Below are 26,017 nucleotides of genomic sequence, written 5' to 3'. Positions count from 1 at the left end.
TTATATGCCTATATAGGATACGTGACAATATAGCTAAAAAATTATGAAACCAATACTTTTGGACAGTGCGCTTTACGCCAAAAACAGTACCCCTACACAGCAGACTGCCAATACTAATCCTATTATATTAATACGGTTCAACTGCTCTTTAAACACTCCTACGCCAATCAATGTCGCTACGGCAATAACACCGACATTCATACTAGTAAAGACGATGCTAGGAGAATCATGCAGCACTTGGTGTGCCCGCACATAAGCATAAATATTGCCCATGTTTAATGTACCGAGCAGCAAGCCTGTCATAAGGGCTTGTTTTTGCCAACGTACCCTTATGACAAGTAAATAGATTAAAAGCAATACACCTGCTACCCCGAAGCTAACCAGTAGAGTCAACGGAAAAGCTGCCCCTTGTTTGGCAACTTGTTTGAACAAAATATCAATAATGCCGTAGCCTGCCCATACCCCAAATAACCACAGTGGCGTATGCTTTGCTTGCCGAGTAATATCGTTATGCTGTGGTCGATAGACAAGCGCACCTAAGGCCAAAAAGCCTAACGCCAGTCCAAGTATACGTGTACCAGTCAGTACCTCACCGAATAGCAAAAAAGCCGCTACGATAGGAATAATGAGTGATAAGCGCTGAGACGCGTCGGTTGCTACCATTCCCACCGCTTCAATAGCCCGTCCCAGAATGATAAATACGGCAGGCAATAGTACTCCAAGCGCAATGATGATGCCCCAAGCGCTATCAAGCGCATGAATGGCACCTACATCAGGTTTTAGTAATACCCAAGTCAGTAAAAAAGCCACAGGATAGCCTGCCACGATGGTCTGACGAATATCTATATTTTTCTGGCGCAATATTTTCAAAAGTACGGAGACGGCGACGCTACATAGCACCGCTATTATTAAATACATCATTCACTGCTACCTTTTGAACTTCAATGTTGAGTTATTATTGTTCATCTATTTATAAAGACCATTAAATAAAATGCCTGCTAATCAGTTGATATTTGCAATAAAATCATAGTTATAAAAGCAATATTTAAACCATGAATAAGTTTGGATGTAGAATGTAACAAAATATGTTTTCCACAGCAATCTATTTATTATTGTTGTGACTAAGGCACTAAAGACACAGCTATTCTTAAGTAAATTACAATTAGCATGCAGGTATGATTAGTAATTTTGCTAAAATAGCACCTAATCCCAATCACAAAAGTAAAGATTCTAGATAACGAGTGCTCTCGTTCATCTTGACGTACTGCTATTGATGTTTTATTACTGCCTATGAATGCTTTATTTCGCTTTTTTGAAAACCGCCTACCCGCCTTTCCAGACACACCCATGCCATTGCCATCACCTAAAGATGGTATGCTGAAGTTTTTGTGGGCATGTACCAATGGCTTACGCGGCTGGCTACTAATTTTTATGATTTTGTCCGCTGGTATCGGTATTTACGAGGCCATGCTGTTTGCTTGGATAGGTAATATCGTCGATTGGTTGGGCGTTTATACACCGCAAAACTTATGGGTAGAAAAAGGCGACATGCTGCTCATCATGCTCGCTGTCATGATAGTAAGCCCATTGTGGATTGCCCTGTCATCGTTTATCCACTTTCAGACCTTGCAGGGCGTGTTTCCTATGCAGATGCGCTGGCGGTTTCATCAGCGGATGCTTGGGCAATCCATGCAGTTTTATCAGGATGAGTTTTCGGGTCGTGTCTCAGCTAAGGTAATGCAGACAGCCCTAGCAGTACGCGATACCGTGATGACTGTCACCGATATGTTTATGTATGTCTCTGTCTACTTTATCACCTCAGGGGTGATTCTGTTTAATTTAGACAGCTTACTACTCATTCCTTTTGTCATTTGGCTGGTCTTGGTTGCCATTACCATTTGGTACTTTATCCCTAAACTTAAGCAGACAGCGATTGTGCAAGCGGATGCCCGTGCCTTGATGACGGGACGAATTACGGACGCTTATGCCAATATCATGACCGTAAAGCTATTTAGCCATTCGCGTCGTGAGCTGGGCTACGCCAAAAACGCCATGGGGCAATTTCTAGGTACGGTACATGCGCAGATGCGCTGGGTCAGCTATTTAGAAGTATCGACCCATCTTATCAGCGTGATTTTGGTCAGTAGTACGGCAGGTATTGGATTGTACTTGTGGCAACAAGGCGCAGTTGGTGTTGGTGCCATTGCTGCTGCGACTGCCATGGCATTGCGTCTAAATGGTTTGACGCGTTGGATTATGTGGCAGACAGCCAGTTTGTTTGAGAGTATCGGTACAGTTCAAGATGGTATGCGTACGTTATCAGCGCCGCAGACAATCATTGATAAACCTGACGCGCCAGCCCTATCCGTCACGGACGGGCGTATCGTATTTGACCATGTTGACTTCAGTTATGAAAATGATGAAGAAGACAATGGACAAACTGGTGAGACTGTTGATAGTGCAAACATTGCTAAACGCGCTCCTAACTCATATATCAAACTGTTGGACAACTTCCACTTAGATATTAAGCCGGGTGAAAAGATTGGTTTGGTTGGGCGTTCAGGTGCTGGTAAATCAACTTTGGTCAATTTGCTATTGCGCTTTTTTGATGTCGATAGCGGTAAGATTCTAATTGATGGACAAGCTATCGATGAGGTCACGCAAGAATCGTTGCGTCAACAGATTGGTATGGTGACTCAAGATACCTCATTGCTACATCGTACCGTGCGTGAAAATATCGCCTATGGTCGTCCTGATGCTACTGACGAAGAGATTATGATCGCTGCCAAACAAGCTCAGGCATGGGATTTCATCAAAGATTTGTACGATGATAAAGGCAATACAGGACTTGATACCCAAGTGGGTGAACGCGGAGTCAAACTATCTGGCGGTCAACGTCAGCGTATTGCTATCTCACGTGTTATGCTAAAAAATGCACCGATTTTGCTTTTAGATGAAGCGACCAGTGCACTAGATTCTGAGATTGAATATGCCATTACCGAAAGCTTAAATGACATCATGACCGGCAAGACCGTTATTGCTATTGCCCATCGCTTGTCTACTATTGCCGCACTGGATAGACTGGTCGTTATGCATCAAGGCCGTATTATTGAGCAAGGTAGTCATGATGAACTATTGGCATTGAATGGTGTCTACGCTCGACTGTGGCAGCGTCAAAGTGGTGGCTTCTTAGGTGAAGACAACTAAGATTCATTAAATAAGCTCAATCATAAGAAGATAATCTACAAAAAATCACTCAAAATAAGTCACAAGGAAGTGTTTATTTTATGGAAGCATTCACAAACCGTATTAATCTTGGCGGAAAACAGGCACGCTACTATGACCTTAGCCAATTTAATCAGCCGTTAGATTCAAGCTTTACTCCCCGCGCACCAGCACATTTTTATAGTGGTAATAGTTTTACCGTTGGCACTTATACACCACTATTAAGTAAGCTAGCCACTGAGTTTGATATCAGCTCACTTGCCCTACGTGGCTACTGGTATGATAAACCGCAAAGCCGTCGTCTGACGCGAGAGCAAGATGCTGATATGCTGATTGAGTTTTTAGAAAAGACCCAAGACAAGCCTGTCGTAGGTATTGGTCACTCGCAAGGGGCTACGGCTACAGCGATGGCAGCTGCCAAACGTCCAGAGTTGTTTTCGCAGTTGTACCTGATCGAGCCTGTCACATTTACCAAAAACCAAGCCACCTTATATAATCTTTTGCCACGCTCTGTCCTACTGAGCCGCGAGCCTTTCAAAAGCACGTTAACCAAGCAGTCTACTTGGCCAAGTATCCATAGTTATTACGAGAGCCTACGTGCGCAGCGTGCTTATAAGCGTATTAGCGATGATCACTTGCAAATATTTGCTGAGCAAAGCTTGAGCAAAAATACAGATGGTAGCTATACGCTTATGTTTGCACCAGAACAAGAGCTGGCCAATTATTTTGGCGCACCTCATATCGATGCCGCCCTTAAAAAACTACGCTGTCCCTACACGTTGATTACAGGCAAACCTACCCTGTTCATCAATGACAAAGTACGAAAGCAATGGAACAAATTTGTCCCGGATAGCAGTCTTATTTCGCTGTCAGATTATGGTCATCTATTGCCAATGGAAGCGCCTGAATTATGCGCTCAAATCATCAACGAGCACTACCAAAGCAGTAAATAAGGATTTACAACGACTAAATTATGACTGACCTCTTTGCTCCTGCACCCACGGATAACTTACTACCCTATGATGGTAAGGTGAATGATCTAGGCGTGATTATCGACGATGCCACTGCCCTTTATAATACTCTACTAAATGAGCTACCTTGGCAATCAGACATCGTGACGTTATTTGGTAAGACCCATATAACTACTCGGAAAATTGTCTGGATGGGAGATACAGATGCAGACTATCAATACTCAGGACACGTGCGCCAAACTGTTCCATGGTCAGATATAGTGTTTCACGTGAAACAGGAAATCGAACAAGCTTTAGCAGAGGTTGGCGTAACTGCCAATTTTAATACCTGCCTGCTTAATTACTACCCATCTGGCGCTGATGGTATGGGCTACCATGCTGATGACGAAAAAGAGCTCGGTCAGCAACCAGTCATCGCCTCCTTATCGCTTGGTGCCACACGCAAATTTGTGTTTAAACATAAAAAAACTCAAGACAAAGTTGAGCTTTATCTTGAGTCTGGTCAGCTCGTTGTGATGCATGGTGACACACAGACCTTTTGGAAGCATACGATTACTAAGACAAAGACGGTCGATGCTGGGCGAATCAGTCTAACGTTTCGGCATATGCTTACATCTTGATACTATCGCTGACTTAACGAGCCATCTAACTCTTATGCTAGACGATCTAAAAAACGCTCACGGTAACACTGATAAGCAGCTTCACAAACATTGGCAGTGTAGCTAGCATTAACACCACCTGCGACTACTGCACCCACCGCTGGAATGATTTGCGCCGCTTTTGTCTTAACGATGTTAGTGGCTACTTTAGTCGCTGTCTGACGCAGTACACGAGACATGACTTCTTCATTAATCTGATTGAATGCATGAGTTTCTGGATCTTGAATCATCGCATGAGTGTCATCTAACGCCGCTTTACGTTCCTCAACAGAGGCAGAAGTTGCTACAGCCAACAAAGACATCGCAAATAACTGTTCGCCTTCATCATTGATATCAAAGCCATAGTACGTTGCATATTCTCCAATCGCACGTAGGTTGGCTGTAATAAGCCCAACGACGTCAGCAGGGATACCTGCCCAGCCTACAACCCCTGTAGTCACCCCTTGCGCACTGGTTAGCGCTACATATTTGCTTTTAAAAAGCTTAACTTGTTTATCTACAGCCGCAATAGGTAGACTTTTAATGTCACCAAGCGTTTTGATAGAGGAATCGTTAATATCTACTTCCTCTTGATAGCTATCGATAACGTCTTGAGTATCTAGTGTCCAATTGGCTGCATCACTCAAAGCAGTAATCGTTTCCTCAGTTGCTTTTTTTAGAGAATCACCAAATTTTGGAGCTTCCATCAACGCATCGCCGGCTGCTACCACAGGGGTATTAAGCACTGCTAGCGCTTTATCCAAAATCCCTTTATCAGGGTTCTTCCATGCTTCTATCTCTGCACGAACTTTTGCTTCATAAGCAATGTGGTCATCTGTTTTCTCATTGCTGGTCTTATTATTGGTAGTCTTATTGTTGATAGTCATATTATTTCCTTTATTAGTATCGTTCGCTTTCTATCCTATGATAAATAAGCAAAGACTACAGGGACGTTCTGTTGTTCAAAATAAAACTTTTGTATGATTTGTTAAGTCATCAGTTAAGTTTACTGGGTTTCAACAGACATCCCCTTACTAATAAATTCTATCAAACACTACCTAATACTTGGGAAATCTTTACATTCACTCAGCTGCCGCTAAGACAATTTTGCCAAAAGCATCGCCTTTTTGTAGCTCATGGTGCGCTGCAACAACTTCTGAGAGTGGATAGGTTTTTTGAATTTTTAAAGTCAGCTTGCCATCGGCCACTTCCTGTAAAACACGCGCCATATCTTGACTACTACGCTGCGCTTTATAGCCTGCTACTGCTAAGTCTTTTTGCTGACCGGCTTCTTTGAGCTTATCAACCCAGATAGTTGGCAATACATTCACTCGAGCGCCTGACTTGAGCACGCTAAGCGCACGGACACCTGCTTCATCGCCGACTAAATCAAGCAACACATCAGCTTGTAAGTTAGGGAACGCTTCATCTTTTGTATAATCTATCCAACCCGCCAGCTTAGATACATCTATTAACTCATCAAGCTTGGTGTACTTTTCTGGTGAGCAAATTACCGTCACCTTGATGTTATCTTGCGCCACTTTATTCATGAGCAATTGGATTAGTAAATGACCAACACCACCTGCTGGTGCATTAATCACCACATGCTCGCCTGTTTTTATATCAGCAAAATCTACGAATTGTAGTGCCGTTTGTCCGATACAAGGCAAAGCACCTGCCTGCTCTAAGCTGACATTATCTGGTACTTTTGCAAGCAACTTGGCATCTACTGCCACATATTGTGCATAGCCACCACCGCTAAAGGTCAAAGCCGCTACTCTATCGCCAACAGCGAACTCGTCGCTATTACTACTGACTACTTCGCCTGCTACATCGAATCCTAAAATAGCCGGCTGATCATTCTCAAACTTATCTTTACGGATGTTCTCTGCACCCCAGCCTTTACCTTGGCGGGTTTTATAATCGACAGGGTTAATCCCAGCATAGGCAATTTTTACCAGTACTTGGTCGTCCTGTAGCTCAGGGACATCAGCACCATCTTGATATTTCATTACTTCCGGCTCACCGAACTCGCGTATGAGTACGGCGTGCTGAGTCTTAGGTATGTTGTGGTTAGCTTGTTGATTGTTATTAGTAGTAGACGCTGTTGCCATCGTAGAATATCCTTATATTTTGTTTATTAGGCTGTACTTGGTCTTCATTTTATTGAAACATTGTGCTGCAAATAGCACTTTCAATCGAGAGCATAATTAATCGATAATATGATCAATAAAGACAATTGTTCATATATCGATAGATTGCCAATATAATACATTTAGACGAATTATTATAGTTAGGTATTAGGGCAGCATCAGCTCTGCACTAATGGGCAGATGATCTGATAGCGATGACCAAGGTTTTCCAGTGTGTACCCAAGCATCCTTCACAAGCAAATTGCGCACGTAGATACGATCTAAGCTAAGTACTGGCAGTTTTGCGGGAAAGGTTGGCAACAGCTTGCCATGACAATGCTTGAACGCTTCTATCATACCGAGATCTGACGCCAGTTTGTCACAAGACATCTTTTTCCAATCATTAAAATCGCCTGCCAGGATAAGTGGTTGATCCGGCGCAATCTCATTTCGCACGTAATCACTAATCGCTTGATACTGCTTGATACGATCACGCTCAAATAAATTTAAATGTGCACACAATACGACAACTGGCATATCCCAACCGATAGGCTGTACCTCACAGTGCAAGACACCGCGCTGCTCAAGCTTGTTGACCGTAATATTTACGTTGTGTTTGGGGTCTAGCGGAAAGCGGCTCAATACTGCATTGCCGTGATGACCGTTTTCGTATTCGGAGTTTTTACCATAACTGTTTTGCAAATCTAAAAATTCGCCGAACCATTCATGCTGTGATTGATCTGGGTACTCGTTATATTGCATATTACGCTTGAGGTTTTGGCCTTGCACTTCTTGCAAACACAAGACGTCTGAACCCACAGACTCTAGCGCCTGAGCAATACCTTGCATTTTCACTTGGCGATTCAGCGGTGACATGCCTTTGTGGATGTTGTAGCTGGTTAAAACAAAAGAGATGGTAGTCATAGTTTGGTTAGTTGTACGCTCATTATTTATGGAGTAAAGATCAATAGCTCAGCTACGATAGCATCCATAGTGATTGTAATGACAGACATAAAAAGAGCACTGGCTCGTATTGAACCAATGCTCTCATATTACACCTATGTATTATCAATGGCTAATTCATAAATGGCTGATTCATAAATGGCTGATTCATAAATGAATATCGCGCATAGGTGTCATCATCAGATTAGTATCGAGTTACTAACGCTATTGGTTGATCTTCACCCATGATGTCTTGTGGCATAAATACAGCTTCGCCGCCATTATGAATGACGTGTTCGATAATTTCACCGATTGCATCATCTGTGATGCCTTCCGTAGTCGCATCATTTGCAGGGCTTAACGTTTGTGCTTTTTCGTCAATCTTAGCGGACTGTATATAACCACGGCGTACATAAAGTGTCTCGCCAGCCCCTTGGAAGGCACTGCGATATACCTCCTGTAAATCAGTCTGCAACATATTCGCACCGCGAGCTTTATCTATTTCACCCAACGCAGCTTTGTGCAGTGAGGTACGATACTCTTCTACGGCTTCTTGCACACTATCTACGATATGCTGAGCGCTACTATCTTCTAAATTAGTCGCATTCGATACTGTAGCAATGATATTATCTGGACGATCACAGACTTCTTTGTAGTAGCCAATATTTTTTGCATCACCAACTATGACAAGAGGCATTTTATGCTCACCCCATAGTTCTTGGACACTTTTATCAACTTGGTTAAAGAATTCTTTTAAGTGACTGCTTTCGTTGTTTGATGAACGATCTGAGCCACCGTCGCCTGTTGTGTATAGTCCGTTATTTTCGACAGGGAACTGAATGTTCTCCATATTGTTTTGTGCATCATCATCTTTATCGAACTCTCTCACGACGCGGTCATTAGATGCTTCAATCAAACGCGCATTGTCACGGGTTAAGACCACCGTATAATAATGAACCGCACTTGCCATATCACGGACCAAGTCACGCGTAGCAAATCTATCTGAAATCACAACGCGCTCTGTCGTATCAATTGGCATACGGATGACTTGCACATCATCTGTACTAGCAAATATAGCCAACGTATCGAGGTTATAATTGTGATTGAGCTCATTTATTTTATTTTGAATATTATCTAGAATGGTAGTCGCTGTGCGTTTATCGTACTCTTTCGTCAAACGATCTTCGGCAACTTTCAATTGATTTTTTAGAGCGATAGGATCTTGCTCATTAGCTGGATGTTCGCGATGCGTTTTAACAAAGATACTTACTGCAGGGTTAGCTTTAGTTTCACGTAAACTTTTAAGAGTCGCTTTCATATATTGCTCCTTGTTTTATTATCATTCATTTTTAAATTTATATATCTCTTCACTCATATATTTTTATGAGTGTAGAAATTTCTATCCGTGTTTTTCTTACACCTTATCGATGCATAATATTTAAATTCCATTATCTTGATGCTAACAGCTATACCCCACTCCCTGTAGGGTTAATTTGCAAGCAAATGATAGCGCTTTGTAAGTAGAGCACTCTATATTGTTAAAGAATTGATTTAACGAGCATAGCTACATATTCAGATAATTATCTTGAGAAGTTGAATCTAAATATCAGAATCTCGACATTTACTTTCAGATTGCTAGCACTGTCCTAATTACTTGAATCGTATAAAAGTGCTTAGGTTGTATTTTTACCAAACGAACCCATCTTTTATATAATCTATATATAAAATAAGAACACACTGTATATTTCAATAGTAGCCAGATTTATCTCATTCTCATTTTGATTAATAATAATTCATTGATATCGGATACCTATATGACACCTGCTCCTTTAGATTTACGCCTTGTCGATTTTGCCGACACTGCGCCACATACGTTACAGAACCAAGTGATTGATGCTATTGATGCTGCCAATGCTTTTTTAGATACCTTAACTGTGATAGAAAGCGACAGTCCTGAAGAAATAAGCGCTGAACACGCTTTGGCAGATGTGATGAGCTTTGACCATATCAATTTGGCATTAGATCGTAGCTGGGGTATTTTGTCGCATCTCAATAGTGTGATGAGCAACGATGAGATTCGACATGTTCACCATGAACTGCTACCAAAGCTGTCTGCCTACGGTACACGAGTTGGACAACATCAGCCTTTGTTTAATCGCTATCAAACTATCGTCAATGACACAGATTTCTTTGCTACGTTAGAGCCTGCTCGTGCACGTGCAATCGAACTGGTATTACGTAGCTTTGAGTTATCAGGCGTTGCATTACCTCAAGCTGAGCAAGAAAAGTTTGCCGCTATCCAAAGTGAGTTATCGACCCTGTCTGCAACCTTTTCGGACAATATCTTGGATGCGACGCAAGCATTTGCCCTGCCTTTAGAAGACTCTCAGTTAAAGGGGTTAACAGAGAGTGGTTTGGCACTATTGGCAGATGCAGGCGAGCAATACAAAGCGCGTGAGCTTGCTAGCGGTGCCCTTAGCCAAGCTGATATAGATGCGCTTCCTACTCCTTACTATGTGGCCAGTTTAAATATTCCTGTATATCTAGCGATCATGACTCATGCGGACGATCGTAGCCTACGTGAGAAGCTGTATCATGCTTACGTCACACGCGCCTCTGAGTTTGATACGCATACCAATGCAAAAGGCAACTCATTAAATAACGCTGACAATATGAGTCAAATCCTCTCATTACGTGAGCAAAAAGCCAAGCTACTTGGTTTTGCAAATTATGCTGAAGTATCGCTATCGACCAAGATGGCAGACAGCGTCTTAGAAGTTGAAACATTCTTACGTGACTTAGCAACGCAAGCGACCTCTGCTGCCAAAGCGGATTTGGCACAGCTACAGAAATACGCTAGCGATTATGGCATTGACGAATTGCAACCGTGGGATAGCGCCTACATCGCTGAAAAGGTAAAACAAAGTGAATTCAGCTTATCGCAAGAGGAAATTCGTCCATATTTCCCATTACCTAAAGTGATTAATGGCTTGTTTACTATCGTTGAGCGTCTATACGGTATCAAAGTACAAGAGCAAGGTCATAAGGATGCAGAAAGTGACTCAGTCTCTCGCTGGCATGACGATGTGAGTTTTTATCAATTATTCGACGCTGATGATCGCTTGCTCGGCGGCTTCTACTTTGACTTGTTTGCGCGTAGCGGTAAGCGTGGCGGTGCATGGATGAGTGGTTTTCAATCTCGCTATAGCTATGAAGAACAGAACCATCAACAGCTGCCCGTTTGCTTTATGGTTGGCAATTTCACGCCAGCACTTGATGGCAAACCTAGTTTATTGACCCATGATGAAGTATTAACCTTATTCCACGAGTTTGGTCATGGCTTGCATCATTTATTGACTCAAGTCACGGTCGGCGATGTCGCTGGTGTCAATGGCGTCGAGTGGGATGCGGTCGAGCTTCCTAGTCAGTTTATGGAAAACTGGGCTTGGGACGCTGAAGGTATCGCTCTTATCAGCAGTCACGTTGAGACTGGTGAGCCATTACCTAAAGACAAACTTGATGCACTACTAGCAGTGAAAAACTTTCAAAGCGGCATGCAAACACTGCGTCAGATTGAGTTTGCTCTATTTGATTTACTCATTCACGCTCATACGCCAGCACTAAGTTACGATGGTATTTTAGAGACGCTCAATACTGTCCGTCATGATATCTCCGTTATGCAAACACCTGACTATAACCGCTTTGCTAATGGTTTTAGTCATATATTCGCGGGTGGTTATGCTGCAGGCTATTACTCATATAAATGGGCGGAACTGCTGTCAGCTGATGCGTTTAGCAAGTTTGAAGAAGACGGTATTTTCAACCCAGCGACAGGCAAAGCGTTCCGTGAATCTATCTTATCTGTTGGCGGCAGTTTCCCAGCGAAGACCAACTTTGAAAACTTCCGCGGTCGTAGCGCCAGTATCGATGCCTTGCTACGTCATAATGGTTTCACTGATGCTAAAAATATCGATGCGGCAAATACTCAAACGACGCGCGAGGTCATTTAAATGCGTTATCAGTCATCGAGTCCTAAGCGCCGATTTTTAGCAGGGGTGCGTTGTCCAAAATGTCAGGAAATGGATGCGGTCGTGCAAGTCAATATCGTAACCCCTGCCCCAGATGAGTATATTGAATGCACTCAGTGCGGACACACAGAGCAACGCCCCGATCCTGATGCCATTAGTGCAAAGAACCATTTAGAAGATCAGATGGCTCGTGATGCGATGGCAACTGGCACTAGCGGCACTGTAAAATTTAAGCCTTAGTTATTTAGTTTTCACAACTAAAAACAGATTAAATACTTTATTATTTAATGGTCTATTAAGCCTATCTATCAATAGATAGGCTTTTTATTTTGAGTTTGCTATAGTATGGCTTCTTATATTCTTGACATGAATCGATCATAATATGAAACCAGACAACATCCGGCCTTCATCAACCCGCGCTTCCAAGAAAAAACAGACTAAAACACGTCAGAAAATTTTGGCAGTACTTATCTCAGTATTGCTACTTATCGTCATTGTCTACCTTATCGTAGGAAGGTCTGGCACTCAGTCCACACTCCCTACAGATAACGCCACTTCAGCACCAGTAACTGACCAATCACAGACAGAATCAGTCACAGACAGCACTTCAGAAGTATCAGATGATTCTGTGATTGACGACGGTGTGCTCATGGATGAAAACTCTGGAGCAGCCAATAATGACAGTACTGCGATACCAAATCCTACTGCTATATTAGATGCGCCGCTACCAGAAAATGATAGCTTGGCGAAAGAAGAGATTGATCGTTTAGAAGATGAACGTCAGCGACTGGCCGAACAAGAAAAGTTAGCCGCTGAACAAGTGGCTATGAATAAGCAGTTGACTGATATGAAGGCAGAACAAATTACGCTACTCGAACAACAAATTGCTCAGTTAGAAGCAAACGACTCTAATAAAGCGACGGTTCAATAACCGTATACTTGATTTGGTTATAGAGAGGCTTACGATGGCGATTTTGCAATTCACACATGCCTCTATTTTAAATAGCAATGCACAGTTGCTTGTTTTACCTGTCAACAATGCTGGTGTCGTTTTAGATCCTGTACTCACACGAGCGAAAACTCTATTTCCTGATAATTATAGTCGCTATCATCGCGCGTGCCGCGATGGTAGTCTGAATGTTGGTAGCTGCTTACTTAATAAGCGTACACGTGAGCTGGTCGGACTTGGTATCAGTAGTAACGGTAACCAGCCAAACTATATTGCCAACCTTGTGATATCAAACCATCCTTATCATCCAGCGCGCACACGTTGGCTGACTGCTGCCTTGATTGATTTGCAACAGCAAATAATGCCGCTTATACGTTACCAAGGCATACGCAGAGTTGCATTGCTTGCGCGGCCACTTATCTCAGGCAGACCACGTGATATCGTATCCAATGAAAGCAATACAGCAGATACTCTGCCTTTAGACTGGCATGCTGTTACTTTGCCATTATTAACTGAGTATTTACAAGACCTACCAAAACTTCGTATCGATATACACCTGCCTAAAAGCATTGAGTTATAAATGGCCTTTTAGCTAGCCAGTCATCGTCTTTTTGAGCACATAAAAAAACCGCCTTGAATACTCATAACGAGCATTTCAAGGCGGTTTTTTCTTATTTAAACCACATCAGATATTGAGTATTAGTTCTGCTCAACACCTTTCATAGTTAGTTTGATACGACCACGGTTGTCAACGTCTTGTACAAGTACTTTAACGACCTGACCTTCTTTTAGGTAGTCTGACACATTCTCTACGCGCTCTTCTGCGATTTGTGAAATATGTACTAGACCATCAGTGTTTGGCAAGACATTTACAAATGCACCGAAGTCGACGATACGAGCAACGGTACCTTCATAAGTTTTACCAACTTCAACTTCAGCAGTGAGTGCTTCGATTTTACCGATAGCCGCTTTGGTCGCTGCTTTGTTTTCACCAAAGATACGGATAGTACCAGCATCATCGATATCGATAACCGCGCCAGTTTCTTCCGTTAGCTGACGGATAGTTGCGCCGCCTTTACCGATAACGTCACGAATCTTGTCTGGGTTGATTTCGATAACCGCGTAGTTTGGTGCATGAGCATTGATTTCAGTACGGCTTTCAGGCAATACTTGGTTCATTGCTTCTAGGATATGAATACGACCTGCATGGGCTTGTTTAAGCGCTTGCTCCATGATGTCAGGTGTAATACCTTCGATTTTGATATCCATCTGAAGTGCAGTGATACCATTTTTAGAACCGGCTACTTTAAAGTCCATATCACCTAGATGATCTTCATCACCTAAGATATCTGACAATACAGCAAAACGATCGCCTTCTTTAACCAGACCCATCGCGATACCAGCAACTGGTGCTTTTAATGGTACGCCTGCGTCCATCAATGCCAAGCTTGCGCCACAAACAGAAGCCATAGAAGATGAACCGTTAGATTCAGTGATTTCTGATACCACACGAATCACATACGGGAAACGCTCACTATCTGGCAACATTGCTTGTACACCGCGGCGTGCTAGACGACCATGACCGATTTCACGACGTTTTGGAATACCTTCACGGCCCGTTTCACCAACTGAGAAATGCGGGAAGTTATAATGCAGCATGAAATGGTCACGAATCGTGCCACCTAGTGAGTCAATCATGTTGACGTCACGGCTGTTACCAAGTGTGGTAGTAACCAATGCCTGCGTCTCGCCACGTGTGAACAATGCTGAACCATGCGTATATGGCAATACACCAACTTGTACGTCAAGCGCACGAACTGTCTCAGGGTCACGACCATCGATACGCGGCTTACCTGACAAGATGTTGTCACGAACGGTACGATATTTAAGGTCGTTATAGATTTCTTTAAGCTCAGATACGGTATCAGCATAAGTTTCTGACTCAGCATCACCAGCAAGTGCATCAATAATTGACTGCTTAATTTCATCAAGCTTCGTGTAACGTGCTTGCTTATCAGTAATGGTATAAGCGTCAGCAACTTGCTCGCCGAACTGCTCTTTCATGCTGCTGGTAAGTGCTTGGTCACGCTCAGGAGCAGAATATTGCTGCTTAGCAGTACCGATTTCTTCAGCCATTGAAGCAATGTTATCAATAACGATTTGTTGTTGCTGATGACCATACAATACTGCACCTAACATCTGGTCTTCTGATAGCTCTGCCGCTTCAGATTCAACCATTAATACCGCAGACTTAGTACCAGCCACAACTAAATCTAGGTCACTGGTTTCAAGCTGCTCAGACGTTGGGTTTAGAACGTATTCACCGTTAATGAAACCAACACGAGCGGCAGCAACAGGACCATTAAATGGTGCATCAGAAATAGCCAATGCTGCTGAAGCACCGATTAGTGCAGCGATATCTGCAGACTGAGTTTTATCTGATGATACAACTGTAGCGGTGATTTGGATTTCGTTTACGTAGCCTTCTGGGAATAGCGGACGAATCGGACGGTCAATCAAGCGTGAAGTTAAGGTTTCAAATTCGCTCGCACGGCCTTCACGTTTGCCGTAAGCACCTGGGATTTTACCCGCTGCATACATTTTTTCTTGATAATTAACCGTTAGCGGAAAGAAGTTTTGACCTTCTTTAGCTTCTGATTTTACGACTGCTGCAACTAATACTGTTACGCCGCCCATATGTACTAAGATAGAGTTTGCTTGACGGGCAATACGGCCTGTCTCGATAACAACCTGCTGGTTGCCATATTGAAATTCACGCTTAATGGTGTTGAACATTGTCATATAATCTTCCTAATGTTGACTGACAAAACTGATATCAGCGTCAAAAAAAGCTGATATCTGTCATTAAAATTCTGTGTATATGGCTATCAGTTGCGATGCTTTCTATCAGAAAGCATCGCAACCAATGCCAATAACGTTACTTGGTTGTCTCATATATCTGTCTGAGTTAGACATCGTACTATTATGTATATTCGGTCGTGCAATTTTGGCTTTACTATAAATACTATCAAAAAGACATTAAGTCAAAAGACTTCGATGCTAAAAACCCTACAGGCTATTTTCTGAACTTTCAAATATCAGCTATCTGCGCTGATTACCAAGCCAAATAATAAGTATTCTATCAATAATCACCATATCTGTAGCAGATGCGCTATCAAACTCACAAGGCATTATTTTACAGTGATTTATAGCCATTGACCAATTAATTGCACAGTAGCGCAATTATCGTCAGAAAATACCGTATTTGAGGCTTGGTTAGTACAGTTTATACCAATATTCCTCTTAACTATTCTATAGAAGGAGTTATAGCTCTTACTATTTGAGCACGGTATCTAAAACGAATAAGCATAAAAAAACGGCGTGAAACTATTCCACACCGTTTTTAGAAAAATCTATTTTCTCGATAATAACAAACAAGTTCCAAGCGATTTAGCAAAAAATTCAGCGTCCACTCGTACTATTGTCGTTAGATTAACGACGTAGACCTAACTGGCTGATTAGAGTAGTGTAACGACCAAGGTCTTTACCTTTTAAGTAATCAAGCAGTTTACGACGCGTGTTAACCATACGGATAAGACCGCGACGGCTATGATGGTCAGCTTTGTGTGCTTTAAAGTGGTTCTGCAAATCATTGATACGAGCACTCAACAAAGCTACTTGAACTTCTGGAGAACCAGTGTCGTTTTCGCCACGTTGGTATTGAGCGATGATTTGTTCACGATCGGTATTAGTTAGCATAAATATCTCCGGCAATGCTAAAAACTTTAAATACAGGCTGCAATTTGAGTCAGTATTAAAGCAATAGAATAATAAATAAAATAACCTGTACGCCATTCAGGACAACCCTGCATTACTAGAGTTGACCTAGTGTACGACAAGCTCAGTTAACAACCATTTAGTACGTTTTGAATCGTACATTGTATTTAGCTATAGCACTACTTAATCAAAGTAATGGGCTAACTACAGTACATCATCCAAAACCTAATTTAAATGTGGGGGTAATTATAACAAAAAACTGCTGAACTAGCAGCAGTTTTTCATAATACTTGTAAAGCGATATTTAATTTCTAGTAACTAGTATTCGATAGATAACTATCTATTGATATCCTACCTAGGCTACTTATTAACGTCAGATTCTTTCGCATTGCCGCCTAGTTCATCATCTTCAAGAGGCGCGGCAGTAGTCACTTCCGCTAGACTGTCTGGGGCAGTATGCTCACTCGGATTAATTTCTTCTGCAAGCTTTTCAATCTCTTTTTCCTGCTCGTCCATATTGTTCGGTGAATTACTCATATTAGCTCCTGAATTATTATTTTGTGGACTAACGGTAGTTGCACTCATCGAGCATAAGACGTGCAAACTATAAACGTATTAATGCCACCCTACTACAGGTGGCATATTAAAAACCTACTTATCTTCTTTCGCGCTTTCTAAATTAGCTGCGATACGTTCTGCTGCTGCTTCGCTATTTTCATTGTGATTGTCTTCAGTTTGACCTTTAAGTGCTGCTTCTGCTGAATCAGAACGTTGTTGCTCAAGTTTAGTATCGTTTGGGTTAGAGTTTGACATAGTATCTTCCTTAGTTATGATTATGAATATTAGTTGTACAGAGTTGAAATTTAATAGTACTTAGTTGATTAGACTTGTTTAATTAGAAGTCAAAATTCTAAGATAATGCTTTATCTATGGCATCAACAAAATTAGGAATATCGTCTGGGTTACGCGAGGTAATAAGATTGCCATCTACTTGTACTGTCTTATCTACGTAGTTTGCTCCAGCATTTTCTAAATCTAGTTGCAAAGTAGGATAAGCGGTGAGTGTTTTGCCTTTAGCAATACCTGTATTGATGAGAGCCCAAGGAGCATGACAAATAACAGCTAGTGGCTTTCCTGCTTCATTTATAGCATTGATAATTTGATGAGCCTTTTCGTTACCACGAATAGTATCAGCGTTGACAGTACCACCTGGTAACACCAATGCATCATAGTCAGAAACGTTAGCATCTTCTACAAAGATATCAGCAGTAAAAGTATCACTCTTATCTACGTCTTGCTGCATGGCTTGCACTTCTTTTTTATCATTTGTTGTTATGAGAAGTGTTTTATAGCCTTTGTCTTTTAGCTGATTATTGACGTCTTCATACTCTGCTTGTTCAAAGTGGTTATGTAGTAAAAAAGCGATCGTTTTCATAACTTTCCTTCTTCTTATCTATTAGTTTTTGTGAGCCAGTATATTTTTATAAGTTAGTTTTATTATTGTTTGGCAGTACATTCTCCTTTGAACTATTTTATTTTTGTTCAAATGCGTCCTTTCTGCATTGGTTTTTACTTTTAATTGTTTATCGTTTTAGTTATTAACCTTATGGCAATTTTTTACTTTTATAATATTTGTCCGTTTTATTTTTTAACTCAGCATTCCCTATCTGATGAATCTAGAGTACAAAAAAAACAGGTTTCACCATAGGCGAAACCTGCAATAAAATGTGACGGTATGTGATTAGTGTAAACTATTAGTAAATCAAGCCAATATTAGGTGGTAGTTTCTCTATTTAAGTAGCATTGATGAACACTTTACTATTAGCGCTGAATCAATTTCTTAGGTTGTAGACGTCCGTTTAAGCTCACAGACCCCAAACCGAGAAATTCTCCCTGCTCATTGAGTAAACGTATATCAATAGGTATTTCATGCTCTAGGAGCTGAGGCGCATCAAGACCAATATTAGCTTTACTGTGAGTACTAGCATCATCATTAATATCGACAGAGCTATTCTTAGACAGCTGGTCAGAAACCATTCTAGCAACATAATCCTTGAGCTTACCTGTTAGCTCATCAAATACGTTTAAGCGTTGCCCCATATGTACGCGGGCGCATTGTTCCTCTGTCAGGGTTAGCTCAGCATCGATATCAATACAAGCGTCGATGGGCAGTAGCCAAGACTGACGCTCTTCTAAACCATACTCTTCTAGTAATGATAAAGCGATCACATCATCAATGCTGAAGTTACCTACTTGTGTACGACGCAATGCCGTCAAATGTCCTAGCGTACCTAGCTGCTTTGCAATATCTTCCGCTAATACACGTACGTAAGTACCTTTCGTACAAGTAACCGTGAGATTAATCTGGGTATCATCTATCATCTGTAGATTGATTGCTTTAATCGTAATAGCTCTGGGCGGTCTATCAACCTCAATGCCAGCGCGAGCATATTCATACAGTTTTTTGCCATCTTTTTTTAGCGCTGAATACATCGGAGGTATCTGTTGCTGAGCGCCCAAGAACTGCTGGGCAATAGTTGCCAATGATGCTTCGTCGAATACGGGAATAGAAGCCTGCGTTACGATTTGACCATCAGCATCACCAGTATCGGTTTGACTACCTAGCAAAATAGTCGCTTGATAAGATTTATCAGCATCCAGTTGATAATGGCTAAACTTGGTGGCTTCACCCAAGCAAATAGGCAACAGGCCAGTTGCCATCGGATCAAGCGTTCCTGTATGCCCTGCCTTTTTACTATCGTGTATCGGTGATTTAAATAAATACTTCACTTTTGACACGACTTGCTGCGAGGTCATACCTTTGGGTTTATCCACCAATATGACACCTGAAACTTTTACTTTTTCAGGTGTCATATTGGCTTTTTTATCAACTTGCTTAGACGCTATAGACATAATAATAATTTACTCGTCATTCTCGTTTTGCTCAGTTTTAGTCACGGCCTTACTAATCAAGTCCATCATATAGTTACCACGAGCCGTTACTTCATCATAATGAAAACGTAAGCGCGGCGTAGTACGTGTTTTTAAGCTATGGCTTAATTCCGTACGCAAAAACCCTGCCGCTTTATTTAGTACTTTGATGCTTTCTTCATGATTGGTCTTGTTCATAGCATCATTGAGCTCAGGCTCCATGATAGTGACATAGACGTCCGCATAGCCCAAATCTGGGCTAACTTTGACACTAGAAATCGTGACAAAACCCGTTAGACGAGGGTCATTAACTTCATCGCGAATAAGAACAGCAAGCTCACGCTGAATCTGATCCGACAATCTTTGTAAACGTTGGTTCATGTTGTTACCTTACTTTAATGGGCTTATTTTATTACTGTATAAGTCTGCTGATTAATAAATGTTGCACTGATATGTGCTAAAAAAGGCCTAGCAGGATGTACCTGTTAGGCCTAAGTACAGCTGAATATTAGCAAAGTATCTAAACAGCTCAGCGGATTACGCATATTGCATTGATACATACTCTGCTATCGAACAGCAGCTTTAGATAGTACGTGCGAACTCTTGGATTTCAAAGACTTCGATCTTATCGCCAGCTTCAACATCATAGCCACGAACGGCCAGACCACATTCCATACCAGTACGTACTTCATTAACGTCTTCTTTATAACGACGCAATGATTGCAATTGACCAGTAAAGATAACTTGATCATCACGCAATACGCGGATAGGTTTGTTGCGATAAATTGTACCTTCAACCACCATACAACCAGCAGCAGCACCGAACTTACTAGAACGGAATACTTCACGAACGTCTGCGACACCAAGGATTTTCTCACGATGTTCAGGAGCAAGCATACCGCTCATTGCTGATTTAACATCATCGATCAAACCATAGATTACGCTATAGTAGCGAATATCCATGTTAGCAGTGTCTGCTTTGCGACGTGCGGTAGCATCTGCACGAACGTTAAAGCCTAAAAGTACCGCTTCACTAGATTCGGCAAGGGTTACGTCAGACTCAGAGATAGGACCAACGCCTGAACTGATAACTCTGACTTTTACTTCGTCAGTAGACAATTCATTTAGGGCAGCTAGTAGTGCTTCAAGTGAACCACGTACGTCTGTTTTTAGTACGATATTCAAGAATGACACATCGCCTTGGCCCATCTGATCAAACATGCTTTCCAAACGCATCGCATTTTGACGCTCGAGTTGACGCTCACGCTCACGGTTGGTTCTAAAGTCCGCAACTTCACGAGCTTTTTTCTCATCCGTTACAACTAGGAACTCACTACCAGCTGCAGGTGTTTCAGGCAGACCTAAAATCTCTACAGGAATAGAAGGACCAGCTGACTTGATACGTTGGCCATGCTCATCAGTCAATGCACGAACTTTACCATAGTGCTCACCAGCTAGAACCAAGTCGCCTTGTTTTAATGTCCCTTTTTTCACTAGGACACTAACGACAGGACCACGACCCTTTTCAAGTCTTGATTCAATAACCACACCCTGAGCAGCACCGTCTAGTGGCGCTTCTAGTTCCATTAGCTCAGCTTGCAAGCTAATGAACTCTAGCAAGTCTTCGATACCTTCGCCTGTTTTGGCTGAGATACGAGCCATTGGTGTATCGCCGCCCCATTCTTCTGAAACAACTTCTTTCGTCGTTAATTCATTAAGAACACGGTCAGGGTCAGCACCTGGCTTATCCATTTTGTTGATAGCAACAATGATTGGCGTACCAGCTGCACGTGCATGATCAATCGCTTCTGCTGTTTGTGGCATCATGCCATCATCAGCTGCAACAACCAATACAACGATATCAGTCGCTTGAGCACCACGTGAACGCATTGCGCTAAACGCTGCGTGACCTGGAGTATCAAGGAAAGTAATAACACCGCGATCAGTTTTTACATGGTAAGCACCGATATGCTGTGTAATGCCGCCCGCTTCACCATTCGCAACTTTCGTTTCACGAATTTTATCTAGTAGTGAGGTCTTACCATGATCGACGTGACCCATAATAGTCACTACTGGTGGACGAGTCTGGATATTACTACTACGCTCATCAACTGCGTACTGTAAGTCATCTTCGACTTTAGTATCACTAACTGGTACTGGGTTGTGACCCATTTCTTCAACAAGCAAGCTTGCGGTTGCTTGATCAATCGTATCTGATTCATGAGCCATTTCACCCATTTTCATAAGTAATTTGGTTACTTCGCGAGCTTTAACTGCCATACGCTGAGCAAGATCGGCAACTGAAATTTGCTCACTAATCTCGACATCATAGACGATTTTTTCGACAGGTTTTTCAAATTTATGCTGTGATGCCTGAGTTGAACGCAAACCGTTTTTGCGGTTTTTGATTTCGCGCTCATCTTGGTTTTTACGACGACGACCACGAGTACCAGTACTGTTCGAACCGCGTTTGATTTCACGACGTTCTTTTTCGAAAGACTCTTCTAGTGCATCACCGACCAAACCTTCAGCCAATGGCTCATCTTTACGTACTTCAGTAACAGGCTCACGATCTGTATATTTACCAGCCATTTTGCGCATTTGCTCAAGTGTACGCTTTTGCGCTTCTTCAGCTTGTGTGCGGCGGGTTTCTAGTTCGATTTCACGCAGACGCGCTTCTTCTTTCTCACGAGTCTCGCGAGCTTTACGTTCAGCAGCGGTTTCAACTTTAGGCTTAGTAGCAGCAACCTTTTTCTTCGGCTGCTCTTTAGGCTTAACTTCAGCCGTCGCTTTGCCGCCTTTTTTGACGACAACTGATGTAGAAATATCATCATTCTTGTCGTCTGATTTTTTGCTAGAGCCTAAGCTTGCGCGCATTGCTGCTAGCGTTGCTGCTTGACGCTCTTCCGCTTTTTTCTTAGTAGCGGCACGTTCTTCAGCTTCTTTTGCTGCACGTTCTTGAGACTCAATTAGAGCCTGCTCACGAGCGGCTAACTCTTCAGCCATTTTTTCTGGATCAGGCTTTTCGAATACTTTCTTTTTACGCACTTCTACATTGACGCTCTTAGATTTACCAGAAGAGCCGGTCACACGTGCAGTACTGGTCGTCTTAGACTTAAGACTAATACGACGCTTTTCTTGTTGACCATGACTTTGCTTTAAATACGTCACCAGCTTTTCTTGCTCAAGCTCGGTGACTAGGTCATCCTCTGCGCGAGCAGGCAGGCCAGCATCTACTAATTGCTGCTTTACAGCATCTGTAGTTTTGCCTACCATTTCTGCCAGTTCTTTGACGGTCTTATCTGCCATTTATTATCACCTACTGTCTATTATTTGCTATATGTTCAATTCAGTTGTTGGCTACAAATGATTGGGTTAAGGCTGCTACTTATAAATAGATATCAGCGCTTTATTCTCAATAGCATATCACCAAAAGACAGCGATATGCAGTTACCGCTTATTCATCGAACCAAGATTCCCGAGCTTTCATGATGAGTTTTCCTGCAGTTTCAGAGTCTAATCCTTCGATATCTTCTAGATCGAAGACGGCTTGTTCTGCCAAGTCATCAACAGTAATGATGTCTTTTTGAGCCATTTTATAAGCCCAACTGACTGTCATACCTTCAAGCTCTTGAAGCTCTTGACTTGGCTCTTTCATGTTCTGTTGTTTGACCAGTTCATCAGCGATGACAACTTCTTTAGCACGCTCTTGAATCATATCAATCGCTTCATCGTCTAGACCTTCGATATCATAGAAAGTCTCAACTGGTACATAGGCCACTTCTTCGATACTGGTAAAACCAATATCAACCAATGCCTGTGCTAAATCTTTATCTACTTCTAGGCGCTCATAGAATAATTCAATAAACGCTTTCGATTCGTTTTGTTGACGTTGCTGATACTCTTCTTCGAGCATCATATTAAGCTTATAGCCCGTTAACTCAGACGCTAGACGTACGTTTTGACCTTGTGAGCCAATAGCACGTGCCAATTGATCATTGGTGCTAAAGATAATATCTGCTGTTTGCGTATCTTCATCTAAAATGATACTGCTTACGTCAGCAGGCTCTAGAGAGCTGATGATAAACTGGGCAGGATCATCTGACCATACCACCACATCAATACGCTCACCGTCTAACTCTTGCTGTACTGCTTGGATACGTGTACCACGCATACCAATACAGGCACCAACTGGATCGATACGATGATCGTTAGTCTTCACGGCTATTTTAGCACGAGTACCTGGTAGACGAGCGACATTACGAATTTCGATAATTTGTTCTGCAATCTCAGGCACTTCTTTTTGCATCAATGCTGATAGCATTTCAGGATGTGTGCGAGATAACAATAACTGTGCACCGCGGTTTTCACGGTTCACATGGTACAAGATAGCGTTGATACGCGACTTTGCACGGAGTTGTTCACGTGGCAACATTTGATCACGTGACAAATAACCTTCAGCATTGTCACCCAAATCGATGATATAGCCATCACGAGTCTGTTTTTTGACTTCGCCATACATCATCTCACCAACACGTGGCTCGAAAGCATCTGCAACTAATGCACGCTCAGCTTCACGAATCTTTTGGATGATGACTTGTTTGGCTTGAGTAGCAGCAATACGACCAAATTCGATTGATTCAATTTGCTCTTCTTTAATATCACCAATTGACCATTCTTCCTGATCAAGATCGGTGATAGCAAGCTGACAAGCTGGCATTTCATGGTCTTCATCTGCAACCACTGTCCAGTAACGATAAGTATCGTAATCGCCAGTTGCACGGTCGATCGCTACCCGTACAGCCACTTCTGGCTGCTCGGTATATACTTTTTTCTTAGTCGATACCACCAAAGCGTCTTCAATTGCTTCAAAGATATCTTCAGGATTTAAGCCCTTTTCATTACTGACAGTTTCTACTACCGTTAAGATTTCACGACTCATGCTATACCTGTCCTATCATTTTTTAATTGACTTAAATTTTATAATTTGGGTGCTGCTATTATATAGTTGCTATAAGCCACATAAGCTATTGGAAGATAAAACTGTCTACCTATAAACAGTTACCCTAGTAAAAACCTAGGCATCTTCATAAATCAAATTGGCTTTATCAATATTACTTAGTGCAATCTCAAACTGCTCGCCATCACTTGACGTCAGTTTTAAAGAGTTTTCGTCAATACTATCTAAAGTACCTGTGGCTTTACGACGTTTTTGATCGCCTGTACCGATAGCTTGAATCAGGCGCAAGCTAACAGTTTGACCAACATACGCATGCATTTGCTCATCTGAGAAAAACGCACGATCAAAACCAGGTGAAGATACTTCTAAGATATACTCACCAGCGATAGGATCATGAACTTCTAAGATACCGCTTACTTGATGGTTTACTGCCGCGCAGTCTTCAATCGTTACTTGTTTATCTTGGGCTTGCTCTTCTGGCAATGCCTCAATATAGATACGTAGTAAAGAGCGACGACCTTGTGGCGCAAACTCGATACCCCATAATGACACATCACAAGCGGCCACGGCAGGGGCAATAATATTAGTCAGTTCTGCAACTTTAGTCGAAAGCTTCATAATCTCTTTGTATTTTCCTATTCACTTATCTATCGTACTTAGTAAACCGTATTAAAGATTGACTCTTATCTATATATAGCAATCTTATGATGATAAGAATCACGGTCAGTATATAATTTTAAATCACAAATATATGATACATATTGTGCATTTATATAGGGACGAGCGTAAAAAACATCAAGCTCGGCCAAACAATGCTTTTATTATTTATAAAGCACTACTATCGATAAAAGTATGAGGAATAAAAGATAGTGTTGCTTAAGAAGCATCGTGCCGGTAGCGGCCGATGATGACCAGTGACGAGTAATATCGTACTCTATAGACTTAGAGCTTAGCATAAGTAGGATAGATACCGCGATAACACTGACCTTCAGATACAAAAAAACCCACAAACATAATGGTGGGCTAATCGGTACTGACAAATTTAGTGTACAAAACATCAGTATAAAAAGTGGTAGCGGGGGCTGGATTTGAACCAACGACCTTCGGGTTATGAGCCCGACGAGCTACCAGACTGCTCCACCCCGCATCAATCTAGAACGCATATTATAGGGAGGTTTCGTAGAAGTGTCAATACTTTTTTTAAATTAATTATAAATTAAGTATTATCTGCTAAAAATCCAACCTGACGCTATGCTGCGTCTGTAAAACTTGGTGCGATTGGGGGGACTTGAACCCCCACAGCTTTCGCCACCACCCCCTCAAGATGGCGTGTCTACCATTCCACCACAATCGCATTGTACTGCTCTGCTTCTATCATCCAGTCTATAATCAATAATGCTTAAGGTAGGCATCTATAGAACAGGAGTTGCGAAAACAGGAAAGCATTGTAAATCTAACCTACCA

General features: G+C 42.0%; 22 protein-coding genes and 2 tRNA genes. 7 read left to right on the top strand and 17 right to left on the bottom strand.

Going from position 1 to position 26,017, the window contains the following annotated elements; genetic code table 11:
• Positions 1 to 72 precede the first annotated feature (72 nt).
• A complete protein-coding gene (locus tag I3254_RS10115) occupies positions 73 to 921 on the bottom strand; it encodes an EamA/RhaT family transporter (RefSeq protein ID WP_238052764.1) in 849 nt (282 codons plus the stop codon).
• A gap of 369 nt (positions 922 to 1,290) precedes the next feature.
• Between I3254_RS10115 and I3254_RS10110 the strand changes: the two genes are divergently transcribed.
• From I3254_RS10110 to I3254_RS10100, 3 genes are all read left to right on the top strand, one after another.
• Positions 1,291 to 3,207 carry an ABC transporter ATP-binding protein gene (locus tag I3254_RS10110; RefSeq protein WP_238052763.1) on the top strand — a complete coding sequence of 639 codons (1,917 nt, stop codon included), beginning with the start codon at positions 1,291 to 1,293 and terminating at the stop codon, positions 3,205 to 3,207.
• An 80-nt stretch (positions 3,208 to 3,287) separates the two neighbouring features.
• On the top strand, positions 3,288 to 4,178 hold the full coding sequence (locus I3254_RS10105; RefSeq protein WP_238052762.1) for an alpha/beta hydrolase: 891 nt from the start codon (positions 3,288 to 3,290) through the stop codon (positions 4,176 to 4,178).
• Positions 4,179 to 4,198: 20 nt separating this feature from the next.
• Positions 4,199 to 4,816, top strand: coding sequence for an alpha-ketoglutarate-dependent dioxygenase AlkB (locus I3254_RS10100; protein WP_238052761.1), 618 nt, complete (start codon positions 4,199 to 4,201; stop codon positions 4,814 to 4,816).
• A 32-nt stretch (positions 4,817 to 4,848) separates the two neighbouring features.
• Here the strand turns inward: I3254_RS10100 and I3254_RS10095 are convergent, their stop codons facing one another.
• The 4 genes from I3254_RS10095 to I3254_RS10080 form a co-directional block, all read right to left on the bottom strand.
• Entirely contained in the window at positions 4,849 to 5,721 is an 873-nt protein-coding gene (locus I3254_RS10095; RefSeq protein WP_238052760.1) for an EcsC family protein, read from the bottom strand.
• Between the two features lie 195 nt (positions 5,722 to 5,916).
• Positions 5,917 to 6,948: an NADP-dependent oxidoreductase gene (locus I3254_RS10090; protein ID WP_238052759.1), complete on the bottom strand. Its 1,032-nt coding sequence runs from the start codon at positions 6,946 to 6,948 to the stop codon at positions 5,917 to 5,919.
• A 186-nt stretch (positions 6,949 to 7,134) separates the two neighbouring features.
• On the bottom strand, positions 7,135 to 7,890 hold the full coding sequence (locus I3254_RS10085; protein WP_238052758.1) for an endonuclease/exonuclease/phosphatase family protein: 756 nt from the start codon (positions 7,888 to 7,890) through the stop codon (positions 7,135 to 7,137).
• A gap of 223 nt (positions 7,891 to 8,113) precedes the next feature.
• On the bottom strand, positions 8,114 to 9,226 hold the full coding sequence (locus I3254_RS10080) for a hypothetical protein (RefSeq protein ID WP_238052757.1): 1,113 nt from the start codon (positions 9,224 to 9,226) through the stop codon (positions 8,114 to 8,116).
• Positions 9,227 to 9,722: 496 nt separating this feature from the next.
• On the opposite strand from I3254_RS10080, the gene I3254_RS10075 reads away from it, so the two are divergent.
• From I3254_RS10075 to I3254_RS10060, 4 genes are all read left to right on the top strand, one after another.
• Positions 9,723 to 11,918 carry a M3 family metallopeptidase gene (locus I3254_RS10075; protein WP_238052756.1) on the top strand — a complete coding sequence of 732 codons (2,196 nt, stop codon included), beginning with the start codon at positions 9,723 to 9,725 and terminating at the stop codon, positions 11,916 to 11,918.
• Positions 11,919 to 12,176 carry a YheV family putative metal-binding protein gene (locus I3254_RS10070; RefSeq protein WP_102092661.1) on the top strand — a complete coding sequence of 86 codons (258 nt, stop codon included), beginning with the start codon at positions 11,919 to 11,921 and terminating at the stop codon, positions 12,174 to 12,176.
• A gap of 142 nt (positions 12,177 to 12,318) precedes the next feature.
• Complete coding sequence (locus I3254_RS10065; RefSeq protein WP_238052755.1) at positions 12,319 to 12,867, top strand: hypothetical protein; 549 nt, start codon at positions 12,319 to 12,321, stop codon at positions 12,865 to 12,867.
• Between the two features lie 34 nt (positions 12,868 to 12,901).
• Positions 12,902 to 13,465 carry a hypothetical protein gene (locus I3254_RS10060; RefSeq protein ID WP_238052754.1) on the top strand — a complete coding sequence of 188 codons (564 nt, stop codon included), beginning with the start codon at positions 12,902 to 12,904 and terminating at the stop codon, positions 13,463 to 13,465.
• 119 nt (positions 13,466 to 13,584) lie between these two features.
• Here I3254_RS10060 and pnp read toward each other — a convergent pair whose 3' ends face one another.
• The 12 genes from pnp to I3254_RS10000 form a co-directional block, all read right to left on the bottom strand.
• Complete coding sequence (gene pnp / locus I3254_RS10055) at positions 13,585 to 15,687, bottom strand: polyribonucleotide nucleotidyltransferase (RefSeq protein ID WP_101204658.1); 2,103 nt, start codon at positions 15,685 to 15,687, stop codon at positions 13,585 to 13,587.
• 690 nt (positions 15,688 to 16,377) lie between these two features.
• Positions 16,378 to 16,644 carry a 30S ribosomal protein S15 gene (rpsO, locus tag I3254_RS10050; RefSeq protein WP_045443035.1) on the bottom strand — a complete coding sequence of 89 codons (267 nt, stop codon included), beginning with the start codon at positions 16,642 to 16,644 and terminating at the stop codon, positions 16,378 to 16,380.
• A 378-nt stretch (positions 16,645 to 17,022) separates the two neighbouring features.
• Positions 17,023 to 17,199 carry a hypothetical protein gene (locus I3254_RS10045; RefSeq protein WP_167514323.1) on the bottom strand — a complete coding sequence of 59 codons (177 nt, stop codon included), beginning with the start codon at positions 17,197 to 17,199 and terminating at the stop codon, positions 17,023 to 17,025.
• Positions 17,200 to 17,313: 114 nt separating this feature from the next.
• Positions 17,314 to 17,475: a hypothetical protein gene (locus tag I3254_RS10040; protein ID WP_180952660.1), complete on the bottom strand. Its 162-nt coding sequence runs from the start codon at positions 17,473 to 17,475 to the stop codon at positions 17,314 to 17,316.
• 97 nt (positions 17,476 to 17,572) lie between these two features.
• Positions 17,573 to 18,097, bottom strand: a complete 525-nt coding sequence (locus I3254_RS10035) for a type 1 glutamine amidotransferase domain-containing protein (RefSeq protein ID WP_102078737.1) — start codon at positions 18,095 to 18,097, stop codon at positions 17,573 to 17,575.
• A gap of 386 nt (positions 18,098 to 18,483) precedes the next feature.
• Positions 18,484 to 19,575: a tRNA pseudouridine(55) synthase TruB gene (gene truB / locus I3254_RS10030; protein ID WP_238052753.1), complete on the bottom strand. Its 1,092-nt coding sequence runs from the start codon at positions 19,573 to 19,575 to the stop codon at positions 18,484 to 18,486.
• Positions 19,576 to 19,584: 9 nt separating this feature from the next.
• Positions 19,585 to 19,974 carry a ribosome-binding factor A gene (locus I3254_RS10025; RefSeq protein WP_102078739.1) on the bottom strand — a complete coding sequence of 130 codons (390 nt, stop codon included), beginning with the start codon at positions 19,972 to 19,974 and terminating at the stop codon, positions 19,585 to 19,587.
• Between the two features lie 201 nt (positions 19,975 to 20,175).
• Positions 20,176 to 22,902, bottom strand: coding sequence for a translation initiation factor IF-2 (gene infB, locus I3254_RS10020; RefSeq protein ID WP_238052752.1), 2,727 nt, complete (start codon positions 22,900 to 22,902; stop codon positions 20,176 to 20,178).
• Between the two features lie 148 nt (positions 22,903 to 23,050).
• Complete coding sequence (gene nusA, locus I3254_RS10015) at positions 23,051 to 24,535, bottom strand: transcription termination factor NusA (protein WP_057757751.1); 1,485 nt, start codon at positions 24,533 to 24,535, stop codon at positions 23,051 to 23,053.
• Between the two features lie 135 nt (positions 24,536 to 24,670).
• On the bottom strand, positions 24,671 to 25,171 hold the full coding sequence (rimP, locus tag I3254_RS10010) for a ribosome maturation factor RimP (protein WP_057757748.1): 501 nt from the start codon (positions 25,169 to 25,171) through the stop codon (positions 24,671 to 24,673).
• Positions 25,172 to 25,623: 452 nt separating this feature from the next.
• Positions 25,624 to 25,700, bottom strand: a tRNA-Met gene (locus I3254_RS10005).
• Between the two features lie 123 nt (positions 25,701 to 25,823).
• Positions 25,824 to 25,907 (bottom strand) — tRNA-Leu (locus I3254_RS10000).
• Positions 25,908 to 26,017: the final 110 nt, after the last annotated feature.

The organism is Psychrobacter sp. Ps2 (genome assembly GCF_022129405.1).
Classification (GTDB): domain Bacteria; phylum Pseudomonadota; class Gammaproteobacteria; order Pseudomonadales; family Moraxellaceae; genus Psychrobacter.
Note: the sequence above shows the minus strand (reverse complement) of the source record. Positions and strands in the feature narration are given on the sequence as shown.

Bases quoted from the DNA above. Each gene is read 5' to 3' on its own strand.
- I3254_RS10075 (WP_238052756.1), top strand. From the start codon at position 9,723: ATGACACCTGCTCCTTTAGATTTACGCCTTGTCGATTTTGCCGACACT.
- I3254_RS10110 (WP_238052763.1), top strand. From the start codon at position 1,291: ATGAATGCTTTATTTCGCTTTTTTGAAAACCGCCTACCCGCCTTTCCA.
- I3254_RS10035 (WP_102078737.1), bottom strand. From the start codon at position 18,097: ATGAAAACGATCGCTTTTTTACTACATAACCACTTTGAACAAGCAGAG.
- rimP (WP_057757748.1), bottom strand. From the start codon at position 25,171: ATGAAGCTTTCGACTAAAGTTGCAGAACTGACTAATATTATTGCCCCT.
- I3254_RS10025 (WP_102078739.1), bottom strand. From the start codon at position 19,974: ATGAACCAACGTTTACAAAGATTGTCGGATCAGATTCAGCGTGAGCTT.
- I3254_RS10095 (WP_238052760.1), bottom strand. From the start codon at position 5,721: ATGACTATCAACAATAAGACTACCAATAATAAGACCAGCAATGAGAAA.
- I3254_RS10080 (WP_238052757.1), bottom strand. From the start codon at position 9,226: ATGAAAGCGACTCTTAAAAGTTTACGTGAAACTAAAGCTAACCCTGCA.
- I3254_RS10040 (WP_180952660.1), bottom strand. From the start codon at position 17,475: ATGTCAAACTCTAACCCAAACGATACTAAACTTGAGCAACAACGTTCT.
- truB (WP_238052753.1), bottom strand. From the start codon at position 19,575: ATGTCTATAGCGTCTAAGCAAGTTGATAAAAAAGCCAATATGACACCT.
- I3254_RS10085 (WP_238052758.1), bottom strand. From the start codon at position 7,890: ATGACTACCATCTCTTTTGTTTTAACCAGCTACAACATCCACAAAGGC.
- nusA (WP_057757751.1), bottom strand. From the start codon at position 24,535: ATGAGTCGTGAAATCTTAACGGTAGTAGAAACTGTCAGTAATGAAAAG.
- I3254_RS10065 (WP_238052755.1), top strand. From the start codon at position 12,319: ATGAAACCAGACAACATCCGGCCTTCATCAACCCGCGCTTCCAAGAAA.
- I3254_RS10105 (WP_238052762.1), top strand. From the start codon at position 3,288: ATGGAAGCATTCACAAACCGTATTAATCTTGGCGGAAAACAGGCACGC.
- I3254_RS10045 (WP_167514323.1), bottom strand. From the start codon at position 17,199: ATGAGTAATTCACCGAACAATATGGACGAGCAGGAAAAAGAGATTGAA.
- I3254_RS10060 (WP_238052754.1), top strand. From the start codon at position 12,902: ATGGCGATTTTGCAATTCACACATGCCTCTATTTTAAATAGCAATGCA.
- I3254_RS10090 (WP_238052759.1), bottom strand. From the start codon at position 6,948: ATGGCAACAGCGTCTACTACTAATAACAATCAACAAGCTAACCACAAC.
- pnp (WP_101204658.1), bottom strand. From the start codon at position 15,687: ATGACAATGTTCAACACCATTAAGCGTGAATTTCAATATGGCAACCAG.
- rpsO (WP_045443035.1), bottom strand. From the start codon at position 16,644: ATGCTAACTAATACCGATCGTGAACAAATCATCGCTCAATACCAACGT.
- infB (WP_238052752.1), bottom strand. From the start codon at position 22,902: ATGGCAGATAAGACCGTCAAAGAACTGGCAGAAATGGTAGGCAAAACT.
- I3254_RS10115 (WP_238052764.1), bottom strand. From the start codon at position 921: ATGATGTATTTAATAATAGCGGTGCTATGTAGCGTCGCCGTCTCCGTA.
- I3254_RS10070 (WP_102092661.1), top strand. From the start codon at position 11,919: ATGCGTTATCAGTCATCGAGTCCTAAGCGCCGATTTTTAGCAGGGGTG.
- I3254_RS10100 (WP_238052761.1), top strand. From the start codon at position 4,199: ATGACTGACCTCTTTGCTCCTGCACCCACGGATAACTTACTACCCTAT.